The 18,219-nt window shown below is 36.8% G+C and carries 12 protein-coding genes and 5 pseudogenes; 6 read left to right on the forward strand and 11 right to left on the reverse strand.

Features of this window, described 5'->3' with window-relative positions; all coding sequences use genetic code 11:
• Nucleotides 1-414: 414 nt before the first annotated feature.
• Genes repM through I6L24_RS15560 form a run of 3 tightly spaced genes read left to right on the forward strand, consistent with a single transcriptional unit; the run spans nt 415 to nt 2,097 of the window.
• Nucleotides 415-1,365 carry a replication initiation protein RepM gene (gene repM, locus I6L24_RS15550; protein WP_002011663.1) on the forward strand — a complete coding sequence of 317 codons (951 nt, stop codon included), beginning with the start codon at nt 415-417 and terminating at the stop codon, nt 1,363-1,365.
• Nucleotides 1,358-1,933 (forward strand): plasmid replication DNA-binding protein, encoded by a 576-nt coding sequence (locus I6L24_RS15555; protein ID WP_002011656.1) that lies wholly within the window; start codon nt 1,358-1,360, stop codon nt 1,931-1,933. Before repM ends, I6L24_RS15555 begins: the two co-directional genes overlap by 8 nt.
• 20 nt (nt 1,934-1,953) lie before the next feature.
• Nucleotides 1,954-2,097 carry a hypothetical protein gene (locus I6L24_RS15560; protein ID WP_001125247.1) on the forward strand — a complete coding sequence of 48 codons (144 nt, stop codon included), beginning with the start codon at nt 1,954-1,956 and terminating at the stop codon, nt 2,095-2,097.
• Nucleotides 2,098-2,294: 197 nt separating this feature from the next.
• On the opposite strand, the gene I6L24_RS16795 is transcribed toward I6L24_RS15560, so the two are convergent.
• From I6L24_RS16795 to I6L24_RS16840, 9 genes and pseudogenes are all read right to left on the reverse strand, one after another.
• A complete protein-coding gene (locus I6L24_RS16795; RefSeq protein WP_267460049.1) occupies nt 2,295-2,423 on the reverse strand; it encodes a hypothetical protein in 129 nt (42 codons plus the stop codon).
• Nucleotides 2,424-2,799: 376 nt separating this feature from the next.
• Nucleotides 2,800-3,932, reverse strand: a protein-coding gene (locus I6L24_RS15570) for an IS3 family transposase (protein ID WP_223287772.1) whose coding sequence is annotated in 2 segments (ribosomal slippage) — nt 2,800-3,680 and nt 3,680-3,932 — 1,134 coding nt in all. Because the reading frame shifts where the segments join, the coding sequence is not laid out codon by codon here.
• Nucleotides 3,933-4,022: 90 nt separating this feature from the next.
• Nucleotides 4,023-4,424, reverse strand: a pseudogene (locus I6L24_RS15575) (hypothetical protein); the annotation flags it as partial.
• Nucleotides 4,425-5,206: 782 nt separating this feature from the next.
• Nucleotides 5,207-10,255 carry a tyrosine-type recombinase/integrase gene (locus tag I6L24_RS15580; RefSeq protein WP_005100797.1) on the reverse strand — a complete coding sequence of 1,683 codons (5,049 nt, stop codon included), beginning with the start codon at nt 10,253-10,255 and terminating at the stop codon, nt 5,207-5,209.
• Nucleotides 10,252-10,923 (reverse strand): hypothetical protein, encoded by a 672-nt coding sequence (locus tag I6L24_RS15585; protein ID WP_034439774.1) that lies wholly within the window; start codon nt 10,921-10,923, stop codon nt 10,252-10,254. Before I6L24_RS15585 ends, I6L24_RS15580 begins: the two co-directional genes overlap by 4 nt.
• Nucleotides 10,924-11,069: 146 nt before the next feature.
• A pseudogene (locus tag I6L24_RS15590) lies at nt 11,070-11,402 on the reverse strand (IS66 family transposase); the annotation flags it as partial.
• Between the two features lie 74 nt (nt 11,403-11,476).
• Entirely contained in the window at nt 11,477-11,653 is a 177-nt protein-coding gene (gene tnpB, locus I6L24_RS15595) for an IS66 family insertion sequence element accessory protein TnpB (RefSeq protein WP_157799964.1), read from the reverse strand.
• Between the two features lie 8 nt (nt 11,654-11,661).
• On the reverse strand, nt 11,662-11,814 hold the full coding sequence (locus tag I6L24_RS15600) for an IS66 family insertion sequence element accessory protein TnpB (RefSeq protein ID WP_004647769.1): 153 nt from the start codon (nt 11,812-11,814) through the stop codon (nt 11,662-11,664).
• Nucleotides 11,811-12,195 (reverse strand): annotated as a pseudogene (locus tag I6L24_RS16840) (transposase). The gene I6L24_RS15600 and the pseudogene I6L24_RS16840 overlap by 4 nt, the downstream one beginning before the upstream one ends.
• Before the next feature lie 64 nt (nt 12,196-12,259).
• Between I6L24_RS16840 and I6L24_RS15610 the strand changes: the two are divergent.
• Nucleotides 12,260-13,025, forward strand: a pseudogene (locus I6L24_RS15610) (IS5-like element ISAba31 family transposase).
• Between the two features lie 301 nt (nt 13,026-13,326).
• On the opposite strand, the gene I6L24_RS15615 reads toward I6L24_RS15610, so the two are convergent.
• Nucleotides 13,327-14,499 (reverse strand): replication initiation protein, encoded by a 1,173-nt coding sequence (locus I6L24_RS15615; RefSeq protein WP_004281973.1) that lies wholly within the window; start codon nt 14,497-14,499, stop codon nt 13,327-13,329.
• A gap of 857 nt (nt 14,500-15,356) precedes the next feature.
• Between I6L24_RS15615 and I6L24_RS15620 the strand changes: the two genes are divergently transcribed.
• Together I6L24_RS15620 and I6L24_RS15625 are read left to right on the forward strand one after the other, a co-directional pair.
• Nucleotides 15,357-16,130 (forward strand): ParA family protein, encoded by a 774-nt coding sequence (locus tag I6L24_RS15620; RefSeq protein WP_004281972.1) that lies wholly within the window; start codon nt 15,357-15,359, stop codon nt 16,128-16,130.
• 13 nt (nt 16,131-16,143) lie between these two features.
• Nucleotides 16,144-17,055 carry a ParB/RepB/Spo0J family partition protein gene (locus I6L24_RS15625; RefSeq protein WP_004281971.1) on the forward strand — a complete coding sequence of 304 codons (912 nt, stop codon included), beginning with the start codon at nt 16,144-16,146 and terminating at the stop codon, nt 17,053-17,055.
• A gap of 49 nt (nt 17,056-17,104) precedes the next feature.
• On the opposite strand, the pseudogene I6L24_RS15630 reads toward I6L24_RS15625, so the two are convergent.
• Nucleotides 17,105-17,819, reverse strand: a pseudogene (locus I6L24_RS15630) (IS5 family transposase).
• Nucleotides 17,820-18,219: the final 400 nt, after the last annotated feature.

Raw genomic sequence — 18,219 nt, forward strand, 5'->3', positions numbered from 1 at the left:
GCGAACTGATTACGGTGGCTTTATGTCGAGCGAAGCGAGTGAAAAAGTTCTATGAGCGAAGCGAATTCCTAGTTGCTTTTCTTTTTTAAAAAGTCACGAAATTTTAAGCCAAAAATTGCCCCTACGAACTGAGCGAAAGCGAAGTTCAATAGAGTTTGAGCGTAGCGAAAACATAGGGCAATTTTTCCTTGCCTGGGCTTTTAATTATTTTAAAGTTTTTAAATGCTTTTAGGTAAGCTGAAAGCCTTGTAAATAAAGGCTTCTAGACTTCATATGACACCGTTTACCTTGCAATATGACACCGTTTACCTTGCAATATGACACCGTTTACCTTGCAATATGACACCGTTTACCTTGCTTATAGCACTAAAATTAATTAAGGTGTCATAGCATAATAAATAATACTGGTGCTTCATGAGAGAGTTAGTTGTAAAAGACAATGCCTTAATTAATGCAAGTTATAACTTAGATTTAGTAGAACAACGTTTAATTTTATTAGCTATTGTTGAGGCAAGAGAAAGTGGGAAAGGGATTAATGCTAATGATCCCTTAACTGTCCATGCAGAAAGCTATATCAATCAATTTGGCGTACATCGCAATACCGCTTATCAGGCATTAAAAGATGCCTGTAATGATTTATTCGCAAGACAATTCAGCTATCAAAAAATAAATGAAAGAGGGAATATTGAGAACTATAGATCCCGTTGGGTTAGTGAAATTGGATATGTAGATAATGAAGCAGTGGTTAAGCTTATTTTTGCCCCTGCCATAGTTCCATTAATTACGCGCTTAGAAGAGCATTTTACTAAATACGAATTGCAGCAAGTTAGTAATCTCAGTAGTGCTTATGCTGTTCGTTTATATGAGTTATTAATTGCTTGGAGAAGTACGGGCTCTACTCCAATTATAGAGCTAAGTGATTTCCGTCAAAGAATTGGCGTACTCGATACTGAGTACAAGCGTATGGAACGCTTTAAAACTAGTGTACTTGAGCTCGCTATTAAACAAATTAACGAACATACAGATATCACAGTGAAGTATGAACAACACAAAAGAGGTCGATCAATTTCAGGATTTTCTTTTAACTTTAAACAGAAAAAGAAGGACAGCCCATCAATAGAAAGAGATCCGGATACTTTGGGTCTTTCTTCAAAGATGACCGATGCTCAACGGCATATGTTTGCAAATAAACTTTCCGAACTTCCTGAAATGGGTCGTTATTCCCAGGGAACTGAAAGCTATCCGCAATTTGCTATTCGTATTGCTGAGATGCTGCAAGACCCTGACCGAATAAAAGAACTATACCCATACCTAAAAAAAGTGGGATATATGCCATCAAATAAAAAGGACACCGTAAATGGCTAAGTTATCACTAAGTGAAGTATCTAAAAAATTTCATGTGGATAGATCAACCATTTACAGAGCTGTACGTAATGGACGTTTATCACGCTCCAGTGATGGACAATTCGATCTAGCAGAGGTCATCCGATGCTTTGGAGAACCTGAGCAAACATCTCAAAAAATTGAATCATCTAAGCAAGAAGGTGATGAATCTACAAAAAAACTTATTGCCCATTTAGAAAATGAAGTCAAAAAATACCAAGAACGTGAAGAACGGTTAATGCAACAAATTGACCGTATGCAAACACTCATTGAGCTGAAAAGTGTTGCTCCTGCCACAGCAGCACCACAACAAGATGCTACGGCATGCGACACCGACCTACCACAGCATGCGACAACACAACAAGACAATGATAATAAAAAGAATAATGAATTAAATATTGCAGAAAATGTGGCAGTGCCACAGCAAGAAACTACGGCATACCACACCCAAACGCTACAGCATGCCACGTTGCAAAATGTGGCAGTGCCACAACACAAAAAACGTGGCTTATTTGGCCGTGTACTGAATGCTGTTTTTGATCATGACTGAGCAATCAAGGGAGAGAGCTCATGCCGAAACTGAAAGATATTGCCCTGGGCATTATTGTGGCTCCGCTGCTGATCCCGATTATGCTGATTGCATCGTACCAGGATAAAAAGGCACTGAAGAAAGAGCTGGATGAACGCCAAAAAGAAAAAGACCAGGCATCCTGATTATTCAATTGAGCTAATCAAAAGCGTGGAACATTGATTAAAGATTAAGCGTGGAACGGTAGTATTCAACAAAAAAGCCGAACTCAGCTGAGTTCGGCTTTATGATATCAATTAACACATTGAATTATATAGATATAAAAAGAGCATTTCGTATAAGGTGTATTATGTTAATTTTAGAAAAATTAATAAAAATGATGTTAATTACTAGTAATAACCCGAGCTTTAAAATCATCAATATTTTTGCTCTCATCAAAAATTTTGAAAAAATTTAAAGCGATTTGTCTTGCTTCATTTGAAGATGCTCTCCAATGGGCAGGATGAGGCATTCGAAGTACTAGAGTTTCATTATTCCAGATACGCATATTAAATTTATCTATATGTTCTCCAGCAGTTATTTTTTCATTGCTTAATAGTTCTAAGCTTTTTTCTAGTTTAGGAAAATTATTATGATATTGACCAGTGAAAAAAATAACTTTAGGTTTTAAACGTTTTATTTGTTCAGATAAATTTTGAATAGATAATTTTTCTAGATATGAGGAAATTTTTTCATATTCAGATTTTTTTCTGAGCCCATTAAAAGACTTTTTCTTATAGTCAAATAAGTAAAAATTTAACCACTGTACTGGTTCATTATGATTAACAGAGATGGTCCCACTTGTTTGAACAACTAAAAGCTTATTTATAAGTGATATTCTGCTCTAGTTAAGCTACCTTATTTTGTTGTGGTAGCTGGTCATAGTAAAACTCATCTGGAGTCATTTTGTCCAGACTCGAATGAGGTCGTTTCAAATTATAAAATTCAAAATAGGCATTTAATTGCTTTTTCGCATCAAAAACATTGCTGTAGGCTTTGAGATAAACCTCCTCGTATTTAACGCTCCGCCATAATCGTTCAATCATCACATTATCAACCCAACGACCTTTACCATCCATGCTGATTTGGATGTCATTTGATTTTAACACTTCAATAAATGCATCACTGGTAAATTGACTGCCTTGGTCTGTATTAAAGATTTCAGGTCGGCCATATTTTTCAATAGCTTCATTTAATGTTTCTATACAAAATGCAACCTCCATACTAATCGATACGCTATGGGCAAGCACCTTACGGCTGTGCCAATCAATCACAGCACATAAGTAGACAAAGCCTTTTGCCATAGGGATATACGTTATATCCGTTGCCCACACTTGATTACTCCGTTGAATATTCAATCCTTTGAGCAGATATGGATATTTACGGTGAGCTTGATTGGCCTGACTTAGATTTGGTTTACGATATAACGCATTAATGCCCATTTTCTTCATTAAAGTACGTGTATGACGTCGTCCTATATGATGTCCTTGACGGTTCAATAAATCACGCATCATACGGCTACCTGCAAAAGGGTATTGCATATGTAATTCATCAATACAGCGCATCAGCTTCAGATCTGATGCACTCACAGGTTTTGGGCGATAGTAATAACAACCACGGGAGACTTTCAGTAGCTTAGCTTGCTTAGATACTGAAATCTGAAGTGAGTCGTCGATTAACTTTTGTGGTTGAAGCGGCCCAGTTTCTTCAACACACCTTCTAAAAAATCAATTTCTAATGCCTGTTCACCGATTTTTGCATGTAGTTTTTTTAGATCAATGGGCGGTTCTGCTGGAGCTTTTGATTGATCGAAGGCTTGCGAGGAAGCTGAAAGCAATTGATTTTTCCAGTCGATAATTTGGTTTTGATGAACATCAAATTCAGCACTCAATTCAGCAAGTGTTTTTTCTGCTTTAATCGCAGCAAGCGCTACCTTAGCTTTAAAGTCATTTGAATGATTTCTTCTTGGTCTACGTGCCATAAAATACTCCATATATCGATGTTTATAACATCATTTGGGGAGCAAAATATCACTTATAGGAGTTGTTCAAATTTACGGAGCCATCTCTTAATTGCGGAGGTAACGAATATCTTGTTTTTGTTGATCATTGAAATTAGGTGCTTGAGGGACTTGCTCATCCGCAAAATATCTATTGATCCATGCATAAATACAGGAAAGACGATGTGCCCCATCAATAATGTAAATATTGCCGTGTATATCTTTCCAATACAAAATGCATAAATTGATGTTTTGATCTTCTGTGCAATCCTCAATAAAGTTTGCAATTTCTTGCACATTCCAACATTCCGTAGAACGCTGGTTATCCGCTTTAAATAAACATTTGATGATGGAATGTTTTTCAAAATCAGTCAGTGCTACTTCAAAATTGTCACGCTGCATTGAAGGTGACATTTCTTCTGGCAACATAACTTTACGCTGAATAATATTGGTCAATAATCGTGTTGGACCCATTTTTATTTTCTCCAGACAACACTGTCCTACTTTCGCTCAAGTACGAAATTTGAAAGTGTATATAGTTCGATTTGGTTAAAGCGATGAATTAAATGACCGTCAATATTCAGTCAGCGCTAACAAAAGAAACCTAAGAGAAATGGGTACTTTTAAAATGATATTTTTCATATTGTAATCTCGTTGATCAATGTGAAATTTGCCAACATCTTTTCCACGAGATGGTGGCAAACCAAATAGGGGTGGAAATACCGCTCAACGAAACGGCCAGTCATAGACTGCCCTACTTGGCCTGCCATAAAGCATTGCCATGCAGACACAAAAGAGCCACTAAAAGTGACTCTTTAGCACGTTGAGATGCGGGTTTCCACGCCCGATTACAGATTTTGCTGTAATGTAATTATCATATGGGTATCTTTTTCTTTGGTCAAACCGAATTAGAATTTTTTTATTCATTTTTAAATAAAAAAATATAAATCGATAACATATGGATCAAATTGAAAGCAAAGAACAAATCAAAGTCGCTGATTCCTAGGCCCCTTAGGTTGAACGATATATGCTTAGGCTATTTGCACAAGGAAGGATGCTATACGGCTTCTAGCAGCATATTAAATGCAAGGTATGATGTAGTCAGGTAAATGATATTTATGCACACGTAGCTGTCTTGAACAAATTCACAGAATTTGGCTGCACTTATACCCAAATTGTCACTTGAATTTAGCTCAATTAGGGTAGCGCTGTCTTTCAAAACTTTATGTAATAAAGCGTGCGTAAGTCATATTTACTTAAATTCTGATATGATCTCTAATCACCAAATATCGTACACTCAACCATGCTAGTACCCATCGCACGGCGCTTAATGACGCTTGTTGAGACATAATTCTAAAATAATCATATTTATTATGTTTCATCACTATCGGAAAAAACTGATGTTCTGTAAGGATTGAAAGCATAGGTTCATCCTCTGCCGTAAAATGCATCAATACTTTTGTTACATTACTTTCATACAACCATTTTTTTATTAACCAATTATAAGTTTCTGATTGGTTTTGTTCTAAATAATCAAATCGCTCTAAAATCTCTTGTGCAGAATTAAAATCTACAGCACTGAGTAATTCAGGCAAACGTGCTAACTTTCCTTGTGTCGATAATGGATGTCTTCCTATATTTGAACCACGTTTACCTGACGGAATGTTTGCCATCATAATTAAAGCTTTCTTCCAGGACTCAATATCTAATCGTGGCTGCCCCTGCCCAGAAATAAGATACCGCTCAATATCTTCAAACTTTTGAAATAATTCGTGTTTAATTACTTTTCCAGTCGAATTCCCTCTTTTTTGAGCATAGATGACCCACCTCTGACTTTGTCTTTTTTTGAGTACATATTTTTCGATGGTGTCTCTCAACTCATATTTTAGATTACCATTCTGTTGATGAATCGCTTGGAAATGCCTGAATAAATTACTCCGACTCATGACTCGCTTAAAAAATGCAGTATGTAAATTGGGTTGCTGTTGTTGCATGCTATAGGCATAAGTAGCTAGAAATAAGATATGAATATAATGCTTTAATGTTGTTGATTCATGTAAATGTCCAAGCACTCGACTAATCGCCTTAATCCCTTGCCCAACCTGTCCTTCATTGCCTACTAGCGTATTAAATTGCTCATTCGATGGCATCCAAGTTTGTAGCCATGGCAGTTCTATTGTCAGCGCTTTAAAATCAACCACTGTTTGCAAACACTTTAAAGTATATGCACTTGCAAACGTATGTCTTAAATGATGTAAGCTGAGATCAATATCTCCAGTGGCTTTCTTTAATATTTGAGATATTTGATCAAAAAAAGGCCTATGCTCACTGTTCTCATCGGACATTAATATTGAATCTTTTTTATTCTGATAAATATCATCTAATCCCTTTTGAATCGTCTGACTTAATAAATTCATCGGAACAACACGTTCTGATCCAAGTGTTTTTAACTGATGCTCACCATAAGGACGAATTCGGAGCATATCCTCATCAATATCTAAGGGCCGTAAATGAAGTGTCTCTGAACGGCGTACACCCATCGCCGCAGATAAACGAAAATGACGCTGAATCTCTAGACGTAAAGCAGTATCATTCACCCCAGATTCTACAGATTGTAATATTTGAACGATCTGCCGCACTTCATTTTTTGAAAAAACCTTAGCACTTGCTTGATGCGCTGTACGCTTGTGTAACTTTATACGATCATCATTTAATTGAATTAAAAAATCTCTAAAGCGATTCCACGCAGCGAGATGCTTGCGGTGTGGAAAATGCTCTTGCGTCAACTCCATCCATTTTTGAAATACATCTTCATCAATCTGGCTATCTTTTGTTAAATCTTCTGAAAACCCCAATATACCTGCACTGACGATGGCCAAATGTAGATGAATCATATTTCGATTCTGTAGACTTAACTCTTCTGCATCACAGCGTAAAATCAGCCATCGCACAAAGCACGTTAATAAATTGACTGAGTAGTGATTCGTTTCATTATTGGCAAGCTGTTTAAGCCAAATGCTTGATCTAGATTCACCTTTTAGTTGCTGAATCATCGCTAAAATATCAGACAAATGTAGTTGCTCATCGTCTATTTCTATTTCACTTTCTGGCTCAGTGCTATCTAAATTTGTGGTTAATTTTTCATATTCGAATAAGCGTAATAATTCATTTATTGAAAGATCTTCAGTCAGGACTTGGCCTGATATATAACCTGCAATCAACGGAGTGCTATTTAACATCACATTTTGCTGTAAAGCTTTCAACCATTGAGCTAACGATAGAGTTGACTTAACCCCTATTTGTTTTAAATATGTATTAAAACACTTTTGCCAAGCCGTTCTTTGTTGATTTCTTGGCTGTGCTAAAATCTCTTTTAATCGGGGCTGTAGATACTGTCGGTCTACTAAAATTAACGTCGAGACATAAGGACTTAACATTACTGTACGGCGTATCTTTGTCACAGATCTATCATTATTCACTGTCAGTTCAACGAGCCGACTATTCCCCATAGCGACTATAGGCTGATCAGAAGCAATAAACTCTAACATTGCTTGTAAATGGCTTACTCTGCACAATTGTGAATACATCGAGAGTACAACCAGCAAACGTCCTATTTCAACATCACAATTTTGATGTTCAGGTAATTTTTTTAAATCCTCCTGAATAACATCAAGTAAGTTTTGTTCTATATAACACCATGTACTAAAACTATTTTCAGATGTCAGCCATGTACGATGAGCCTTTTGAGGTAGCTGAACGAATAAAGGAATTTTCGTTTTATCGCGAATATAAGCACAATATGCCTTGATCGCTTCTGGCAAATCAATGTTTGTATTTTTAGCTAAATGTGAAGCTAATACATGTCCAAGCTCTAAAGCTACTTGTGGCTCAGGATTTTCCTCAAAAATCAACGGACAATAGGACTCATACTCTGAGTTTTTCAGCCATTCTTTTACATCATTTTCTGAATATTGTATTCTCAGCTTCGTCTCTACTTGAGCTGTTTTAGTCTCTTGGGTTAAAACAAATATTGGAATATGCTTGATTTTTAAAAAATCAAAACCTTCAAGACATTCGAAACCTAATTGTTTTTGCAAGTTTTCTTGTACATCAAGCCACTGTTGTTGAAAAGCTGATACAGGAAATACAGATAACATATCCCATGGATGACGACCCCGTATCCAGTGCCCAAGTCCAGCGTCCTTGAACCGTCCAGGTAACTGATTATAATCAGAGCGAACCAACTTCCGTGCCCAATTTCTAACTAAACCTTCAATCTGATGAGGATCACAAAGTTGCACAGCATAAGATGATAAATCAACACGTGGTTCAACTTGCTCCCCTAGCATTCCCATCAAACCACGTAAACCTTGAATCTGTTTGATCAATGCTTGCGTCAATGGCACATAACGATCGGTTGATTCATCTTGATGATGTTTATCTTGAATCAATGCCCAGCCTTGCTGACTGATCCACTTTGGAAAGGGCTGCTTAATTCCTCGTCCTGCAGTTGCAAGATTCATCCATAATGCTGTATACAATGTTAAGTTATCAAAGAGCGTCTGCCAATCTTTCTGTTCGGCAGCATGATTTATGCTCTTTTTTATTCGTGTAATTTCATTTTGTATTTCAATAATCTTTATTCCAATTGGGCTACCCACCCGCTTATTGGAAGAGTATTTATATTCAGGAATATTAATTTTTATCGTGCTTAAACAAGCAGCCCAGAGTTGCTCAAGTTGCCTCTGTTCAAAAGAGGCATAATGAATCAAGTTATCATAATTTCGACCTGATGCATTCGTCACTGCTTTAACGACAGCTAAATCACCTTGGCTATGCTCATATAACAACCGTGGAAGAATATCTCGAATGCTTTTGAGGCTGATTTCTAGCTCTTGAGGTAAACGGTTAATCAGTTCACTCACGTCACGTTCAACTGCCATATGACGTCTTGTAATCCCAAGATTTTTGACTTGACTCACCAAATCATTGAGTTCACTTGGTAAAACCAAATGTAATTCATTGGTCCATGGCACATGAAATTTAGAATGTTCTGGTTTTTTTTTGAGTGTCGGTGTCCCTGCAAACACACTTAATACATATGCAGATAAAGTATGATTATACTGAATAGCAATATTATTCTGATCTGCATTTCGACTAAAACGAGGCGCTGTTAATTCAGTAACCGAACGTCCTGTGAGTAAACTCAATATTAAAGCTAATTTTGCGCGTAAGATTAAGCTGGCATCAGTATGAGATGGTTGACAGAGCCTAAATACTTCTTGAATTGAATTTAAGGACAATCGCGATTTGGTCCAAACTAAACCAACATTTGCAGCTTCAATATGTTGAGAAGTAGACTTAGATGCATAAAGCCCTCGAATTAAATCGGATTGTTCTGCCAAAAAAAATCTAAACAAGGGCTCCAATGGTGTTTCATCTTCTTCAATCTCATCATGCTCAAATACATCAGAGACTAGACCACGATGAATTTCATCTACATCCTCTAAAGGTTGGATAGCAATACTTAATGAACCATATCGTTGCAGGATCAATTTTTTGTGCTTTAACCCTATACAGTGTACAAACTTTGGACGTTTCTTCTTATTTTTTAGAGGATTGTTTTCCCAAATTTGGGATAAAAATAGCTTTAATGGATAAAAAACTTCTTTAAATCGTTTATCTTCAGAACGATCGGACATTGAACGAATCCATTGTTCCGGTCCGTTTTGAGTGATTAAGTCTTTGACTCGTTCTAAAATATCCTCATGACTTGGATCACCCAACAGCCTAATCGCTAAAAAGGCGTTATACACACGAGATCCTTTTTGACCTTTCAGCTTTATGCTTCCATCACCCTTTAAATAACTACTATAAAGCCCTAGGGTATGTACTTTTTTTTGAAAGTGAAAGATTTGGTCTAAAAACCACCTTATTACCGTATTAAAACTCTCATTATTTTGACTTATTCCTGCTTGAATCAATAGCAAGTCACAAATACCACTGTCTCCAGTGTAGGGGCGTAATGGCGTAAGTATATTATTTCTATCTGTTGTTTCTGAGAAGAAATGTGAATATTTCTCAGCATCCTGTAATCTACTAATGATCTTTAACGTATTAAGCTCATCACGAAATTCTGATAATTCATCATCCCCAATCAATGTGAAGATTCGCTGACAAATGACAACAATGCCAGCTAAGCTATAGTGTGCACGCAACAAAAATAATGCTTGGATCAGTTCTTTTTCTTCTATATTTTCATTCTGATTAATACATTCTAGGAGCTTCTTGAAATAACTTTTCATGAACTACTCCGAATACGATAGACTCTTGCCTTCTTCAAGTCTGTTAAAGCCAAAGCAACTTCTGCCATTGGTGCCACACGAACAATTTGCTGCTGATATTTTTGATAAAGTTCCTCCAGTCGAGGTAAAAATACAGAAAAGTTAGCTAAATGAAAATATGGTTGCACAGACTTGCCCAGCTCTTTCACTTTAATTCTTTCTAATGGCAAAAGCTTCTGGGCGATATAACCAGCTAAAACATTTTCGATTAAAAAATTACCACTCACCACCGGTGATGCCCAATTAACCAATTCTTGAACAAAGGAAATCGGCAGCTTTTTCAAAAAATGCTGTGTATTTAAAAATAAAATCATTTCTTCTGGATCTAAACTCTTTAGTCGAAGTTGGCCTGCAACCACCATCTTGTCCTGTGCTTTATCCACTTTAGCCCAGTGTCTTCTTTTCACACTATCCTTTAGAGTTTTTACCTTACATAAGTCCCTATCGACAGCAAGCAGTAACTTACGATATATCGCGAGCAGTAGTAATGCTTGATTTTTAATTTTTTCTGAAAACTCCCCGCTCATTTCCTCATTGAGTAACATCATTTTCAAAACTAAAACTGGGCATGGTTTTTCAAACCTGCCTTCAGAAATTGTTAATGCATCAATGAGCAATGGTGTCATCATTTTTTTCTGCACAGGGAAGTTATTTTTAGCGTCACAATAGTAGAATAACACAGTCCCAAAATTAACAAAATTAAATCAAATAAATTTTATATTTAATAAAAAAGTATTTGATTTATATAATTTATTTACTAACTTTATTTTTATACTAATTCATCAGCGGCGATATCTTCTTCGACCGCTTCGTCCCAAAGATGGATTTGTTTGGCCGTTAAGTGTTCATTCTTCTGGGCGAACTTATGCCGTTTAAACTGCGCAAGTTCATGCTCGTATTTTTGATTGAGAATAGAGAGAGATTTAACTTTAGAATCTAATTGCTGATTGGTGACTTCAAGATGTTTAACTCTGGCATCTAATTGCTGATTTGATTGTTCCAGTTGTTGTTTTGATTATGCTAAAGACTGATGCTGCATCGCCAATTGCCGGGTAAATTCCAGCAGTTGTTCATGGGGCAGTTGGCTTAAATCAGGCAGCGTATTCATGGCCGCAGTATGCTTGAGGTCATGACGCAGAGGAAATAGAATGTTTGGAGAATAGCAGAATGGCCGAGCTTGGTTTAGAGCATTGTTACCACTTGCTGCAGACCGATTCTTTGCCAAGCTAAACCTTGGATCAGTGCTTGTAAGTGCTCCGGGCTGAGGGCCACGGTTTCACCCTGGTGAACTTTAGCCCAGTGGAATTTTCCCTGTTCCAGCCGCCGGGCACACAGCCAGATGCCCAGTCCATAATGCACCAGCACTTTCATGCGATGGTCACGTTTGTATTACAGAATAGGTAAGCACAATGCGGTTTGATATAGCCAAAGGCTCTCAGCACCTGAGCCATGACAGTATCCATACCTGCTCGCATATCCAGAGGTTGGGTAGACAGCCAAATTTCATCGATACGGATCATGTTGCAAGTGCCTTGAGTAATTCTCCTAAAGCAGATATTTCTGATACTTGCCATTTCAAGCCAATTTCTGATTTTGAGTGGGGTAAAGTAATTTGAACCGTTAACATGTCAGTAGGAGTAGGATCTAATGGTGCAGAGCAAGATAAAGCAATAAATGCAGGTTTATTCGGTAGTGGTGAGCGATCATTTCTCTAGCTTACCATCAATTAAGCGAATCCAGTTGGATAGGGGATTTGTATTCAATCCATGTTGCAAAGCGACTGAAGCAATTGAAACGTCCGGTGCTTTACAAGCCTGAACGATCTGCTGTTTAAATTCAGCACTGCATGTTCTTCGTTTTTTCTCAAGAGATGTGATGGATGTCCTAGGGTGTGTTGACACTTTTAGCTTAAAAAAATAGCGAAGTAGTAAAATCAAATCGCCAAACCCAATTTTACTATTCGCTATGCCTCGTACCATGCTGACAGATCAACACTGGCAAAAGTTGAAAGTTATTCTGCGTAATTTATCCATTCACCACAACTCAAATTTACGCAATTTTATTGAAGCTATTCTCTATAGAATTAGAACAGGCTGTCCGTGGCGAGATATTCCTTGTTGTTTTGGTCATTCAAACTCTATTTTCAAACGTTTTAATCGTTGGTCAAGCAGCGGTAAGTTACTTAGATTATTCAAATTAATAGCCTCATGCCCCGATATGGAGTGGATTTTTATTGATGGCTCTCATGTACGTGCTCATCAACATTCTGCCGGCATAGCGAATCAATCTATTTCTAAAAGTGTAGGAGGAAACTCCTCAAAAATACATTTGATTGTTGATGCACATGGCAATCCTATTGATTTCATGATTACCGATGGAACCACACATGATGTTAAAGTTGCGCCTGATTTAATATCAACATTAGATTTAAAAGAGACAAAAGTGGTATGTGCAGATAAAGGCTATGATTCAGAACCACTGCGTGAACAGATCAGGAAAACAGGGACTAAAGCGAATATACCAAAGAAAACAAATAGCCAATCAAACAATGACCATATGGACTGGTATTTATATAAAATCAGGCATTTAGTTGAAAATATGTTTTGTAGATTAAAGCAATTTAGAGGAATAGCTACTCGATATGACAAGCTCAAAAGAAATTATCAAAGTTCTGTTGCTTTAGCCTGTATATTTTTATGGCTACCTTTATAGGGTTAATTATGAACAGTAAATGTCAACAGACCCTAGTTATTTGTAGTCATAAATTTAGTCCCCACTTGTTTTTAAGTGGGGACTAAATTAAGGCTTATAGGATGAATTCATAAGGTGTGTTCAGCGAACACTTACGTTTTGAATAGATTTAAGGAATTAGGCAGACCTCATACCCAAGTTGTCACTTGAATTTGGATAACTTAGGGAAGATCTATATCTAAAGCCTTTATCCAACAGAGTCGTTTTTATCCTAGGGTCCTTACCACTTGTATTCTTTACAAACATATATCTAAAAAAGTGTAGCAAGTTGCTACACTTTTTTAGATAAGCTCTTTACCAAAAATATCATTCAGTCTTTCACGAATACTTTGAACGAATTCCGGATTATTTTTAAGTTTATGCTTCATATTTCGTTTAAAGTCATTCAGGCCCATACCAATTTCAGCAAAATCCATTTGGAATAAAGTGTCATTAATGACAATATTTGCTTGAGAGTCAGTGAGACATCCTACTTTTTTGAACCACTTCTTGAATTGCTGATAATTTTCATCATTATTAAAAATATACCAAGAACGTATATTCGTATCGAATTTCGCCCCCAATTCTTTTACGAATGCATTGTCTTCAAATGGAACATCAAGATAGATTTTTTCAATTACTGCAATTTCATCCGGTGCTTTATCAGCAACCCGATGATGCAGTTTAAAATTCACACCCACAATTGGACGGCCTTTCTTAACGGTTTCATATTCCAATTGTAGATCTGTATTTTCGTTAATTTCTGCCACTATTTTGTCTAATACATAGCGTCTAAAATCTACCCAGCGATCATATTTGGTTTCATTAATATCAATCAGTGCTTTCAAGTTTTCCAAAAGTAATGGCACTTCATAACTCTTTTGGTTGGCGTACTTGAATTCGTTTTTAATGAAATACGTATAAAGACTCATACTGGCAACAGAATCCAGGGCAAAAAGATGTTTTAGCTGGTAGGTAGTAAAATTCCCCCCAGCCAGTTGAGTGAAATACGGTAACACCTCACTGGTAAAACGAATCTGAATCGCATTTTTAGAGTCATCTTCCCATCTTAACTCACGGATAATGGGAACGACAGAATGTACTTTTTTAGTCTTTCTCTTACCATCATCAGCAGGCTCCTCAATAATAAAATGAGCCACCCGAGATGAAAGTTCTTTATAGATCCGGTCTATTGCAACATTAATTGAATTGCGTTTATTCAATCCTAGTAAATCTGCCAGATCATCCTTATACAAATAAATATAGGTTTGTTCAGTGATTTCACCATTTACCCTATTTTTCTCACTATAATTCGCAACTGCCATTGCATATAGAAGCGCCTTGTATTCATTGGCTGATAACTCGATTGGGCGAATTAAACGGTTACTGGTACTGACAACGCCATTATGGCGAATGTTGCCTATACAGTAAGGAATATAATTCGATTCTTCTTGCAATGGTTCAGATTCTGTCATAACCGTGATATTTATAATTTGACTTAGTTTTTATATACAAAAGTGGAAAAACTTTCAAGACTTTCACCACAAGATTCTAAAAGTGGAAGGCTTGTCATCAAAAAAAAGCGTTTTAGCCGGTTTTTTGCCTTTAAAGTGGAATTAAATATAATATTTCCACCCTATAGTGACAGACCTTCCACCTTTAGCCCCGAAATTACAGTTCAGAATGCCTATTTTTAGTTTTTTTCATCCGCATTCAGGTTGGTTAAGTCAGATAGAAACCCTGATGTGACGAGGCTTCCACCTTTCCGTTAGATTTGAAAGGTATAACTGCACATATAATCATCAGGAAATATCCAATAAAAATAGATTATCCACAGGTCAAGAATATACAGTGACAACCTTTCCACCTTTAAAGCTTGGTTACAAGACTTTATTAACAGCTTAAATCATTGTTTTTTAAATTACTTTTAAATAAAAATAGCAGTTTAAAAAATAGCAGTGACAAACCTTCCACCCTAGTGACAGACCTTCCACTTTACAGTGACAGACCTTCCACTTTACGGTGACAAACCTTCCACCTTACAGTGACAGACCTTCCACTTTACGGTGACAAACCTTCCACTTTACGGTGACAAACCTTCCACCTTTAAAATTCCAAGCATTTGTTTTATATGATAAAAATATGCTCCTAATTATTAATTAGCTAAATAACTAATTATTCTAATTATTAATTAAGCTAGCTTAGTTAAAGATTTATTTTTTAAGCTGTTTTACATCTGAACAAATAGGATTTATAAATTTAAAAACTATAGTAAGATGAGTGAAAGTTATTTATATTACTAGACATTCAAATACGGAAGCATCTGACACGCATGTCTGCAAAAATTATTACTGTTGCTAACCATAAAGGCGGATGTGGTAAAACAACGACTGTTGTGCACCTAGCCTCAGAACTTGCCAATCTGGGCAACAAAGTTTTAGTCATTGATTTAGATCCTCAAGCAAACGCAAGTTTACACATTGGGATCCAACATCCAAGCGAAATTGTTGTGACTACAGCAGAATTACTGGTGGGCGATATTTCGTTGTTGGCAGATGCATTACAAGAAGAAACGAACTTTGAAAAAGTATCATTAATTTATGGTTCCTTGAATTTAGGAAAAACAGAAGACCAACTAAAAGAAGAAGCTCCCCGTCCTTCTGAAGAGTTAAATATCAAGCTAGAACTGTTAAAAGATCTTTATGACTTCATATTGATTGATTGTCCACCTAGTCTTAAATTATTAACCAGCAATGCGCTGGCATCTTCAACCCATGTCATTATCCCTATCGAATCCGGATCACAATATGGACTGTATGGGGTAACAGATCTTTTAAACCATCTTGAAAAGATCAAACGTATTAATCCAAATTTAGAGCTTTTAGGCGCTTTACTGATTAAGCATGATGAACGTCAGAATGTTTGTAAATTGATTCGGGATGAAGCCTTGAAACAGGTGGGCAAAATTTTAGAAACTACCATTCCTCAAAGTACTAAAGTCAATCAAGCAGCGATTCTGCAACAATCACTTTTGAAAGTAGAAAAAAATTCAAAAGTACGTAAGGCTTTTGAAAGCCTTGCCAATGAAATTGTAGCGAAAGTTTAAACCTGAGAGCATTATGGCAAGCACCAAAGAGCTTTTAGCTCAGAAACTGAAACAGAATACAGAAAAACACCAGCAAGCACAGAAAGACAATATTAAAGAGCTGAAAGAGTTTAGACGTAATGTCCCTATTGAGGATATCAGCCGCAGTCCAAACCAGCCACGTAAAGTCTTTGAAGAGTCACTGTTAAAAGAACTGGCGGATTCCATTGATGAAATCGGCCTTTTGCAGCCCATTACAGTGCGTAAACTGGATAATCTGAAATATGAACTAATTGCAGGCGAGCGACGCTTACGGGCGCATCAGTTACTCGGCAAGTCTGTGATTGAAGCCATTATCATTGATGCAAATAATGTAGAAGCGTCTTTGTTAACCCTAGCAGAGAATTTAAAGCGTCAGGATCTGACAGATTATGAGATTTTTATTGGCCTGAACTCACTTGATGAGAAATTAAAGAAAAACAAGCAACGTTTAGCCAATTCACTGGGTTTAAATCGCGAAGATATGTACAAGTATTTAGCGTACGAAAAACTGCCTCAAGCAATTTTAAATGACCTTGATGTGGAACCAGGCCTGCTAGGTCGTACTGCTGCAACTGCATTCAAAAAATTTCTGTCGGATCATATAGAGCAACTTTCTGAGGCCGAAAAGGCTTTGCTAGGGGCTTGGGAAAAAGTAAAAGACAAAAAACTAGAGCAAAGTAAAGTTACTGCCTATGCTGAAAAAATATTGAGTCAGGATCCAGGAAAACTGACCACAACATCTGTGGTTAGAAAAATTGAATATGCAGGTAAGATTGCGGGGAATATCAAACTCAATCAAAAACAGCTTAAGGTTTCTCTGAATATCTCGGAAATTGACGAAGCTAGTCTCTTACAACTAGAAGATTTTTTAAAACAGCTTATTCAGAAAAGTGAAAAAGTGTAGCAAGTTGCTACACTTTTTTTGACAATCTCAAACTAGGGCGTGTTATCAATTAAGCCAGAAAGATCGCTGATAAGAAGTTTTGAGCCAATTTATCATAGCGTGTGGCAATAGCACGATATTGTTTGAGCTTGGCAAAAAAATTCTCGATCAGATGTCTTGCCTTGTAGATATGTCAATCATAATCACGCTGATCAATAGAATTACTTTTCGCTGGCATCACAACTTGACCCTTCGCCTCTAAAATTGGATCAATGACCCGATCCCTAGAGTTGTAGGCTTTATCCATAAACCAGGTCTGGCTCAACGATAAGTCCAGCAACACATCTGAACCGTTTAAGTCATGGACCTGCCCATTCGTGAGATAAAATCCTGTCGGGTTGCCTAAAGCATCAGTACGGGCATGAATTTTGGTGCTTAAGCCCCCTTTACTGCGCCTAGTCGCCTGATTTCCCCCCAGCGCTGTGTTGGTAAGCACATACAATGGGGTGGAGTCTAACATGACATATTCATTGTCAAGGTCATGTGACAGCACTTCAAAGACTCTCTGCCACACACCTGTTTTAGCCCAACGACTAAAACGAGTATGCACTACTCTAAAATCACCAAAGCGTTCGATTAAGTCTCGCCACGGGATACCTGAACGATACCGCTTCAACAAATAGTCGGTTATCTTTGGCCGTTACTCCAACAGTACCCATTCGTCCATGTAACAGATCTTTAATCTGTTCCCACTGATCATCTTTTAATGCATAGCGTTTAGTCATGAAAAAATTATGAGGACCGGTAAGATTTTCTCAAGCTAATTGATGACACCTTAATTCAAAATAAAAAACGGTTTTAAATATTATTTCTATAAATTTCAATGTTACACTGACTTATAACAGGTTTTAATTGATTCCGCTTAGATGATATATGGGACCTAAAAAATTAACTAATTAACTTATGTCCATGACAAAATTATAAATAAATGGACATATATCAATGATGTATGGTTGTTTTTTTATAATAAATAGCCTAAGTGCTCGTTAGTGAATAGATGTTTTTTTGGTGCGGTATAATTACCTGAAAATCCAGACATCAGTTATAAAATGAGATAAATTTTGAAGGACGCCAGCTTTAAACCGCAGCTTTCATTTTTTGTCTACATACAGCAGTCCAAGACGT

The sequence above is a fragment of the Acinetobacter lwoffii genome, assembly GCF_019048525.1.
GTDB lineage: Bacteria > Pseudomonadota > Gammaproteobacteria > Pseudomonadales > Moraxellaceae > Acinetobacter > Acinetobacter lwoffii_K.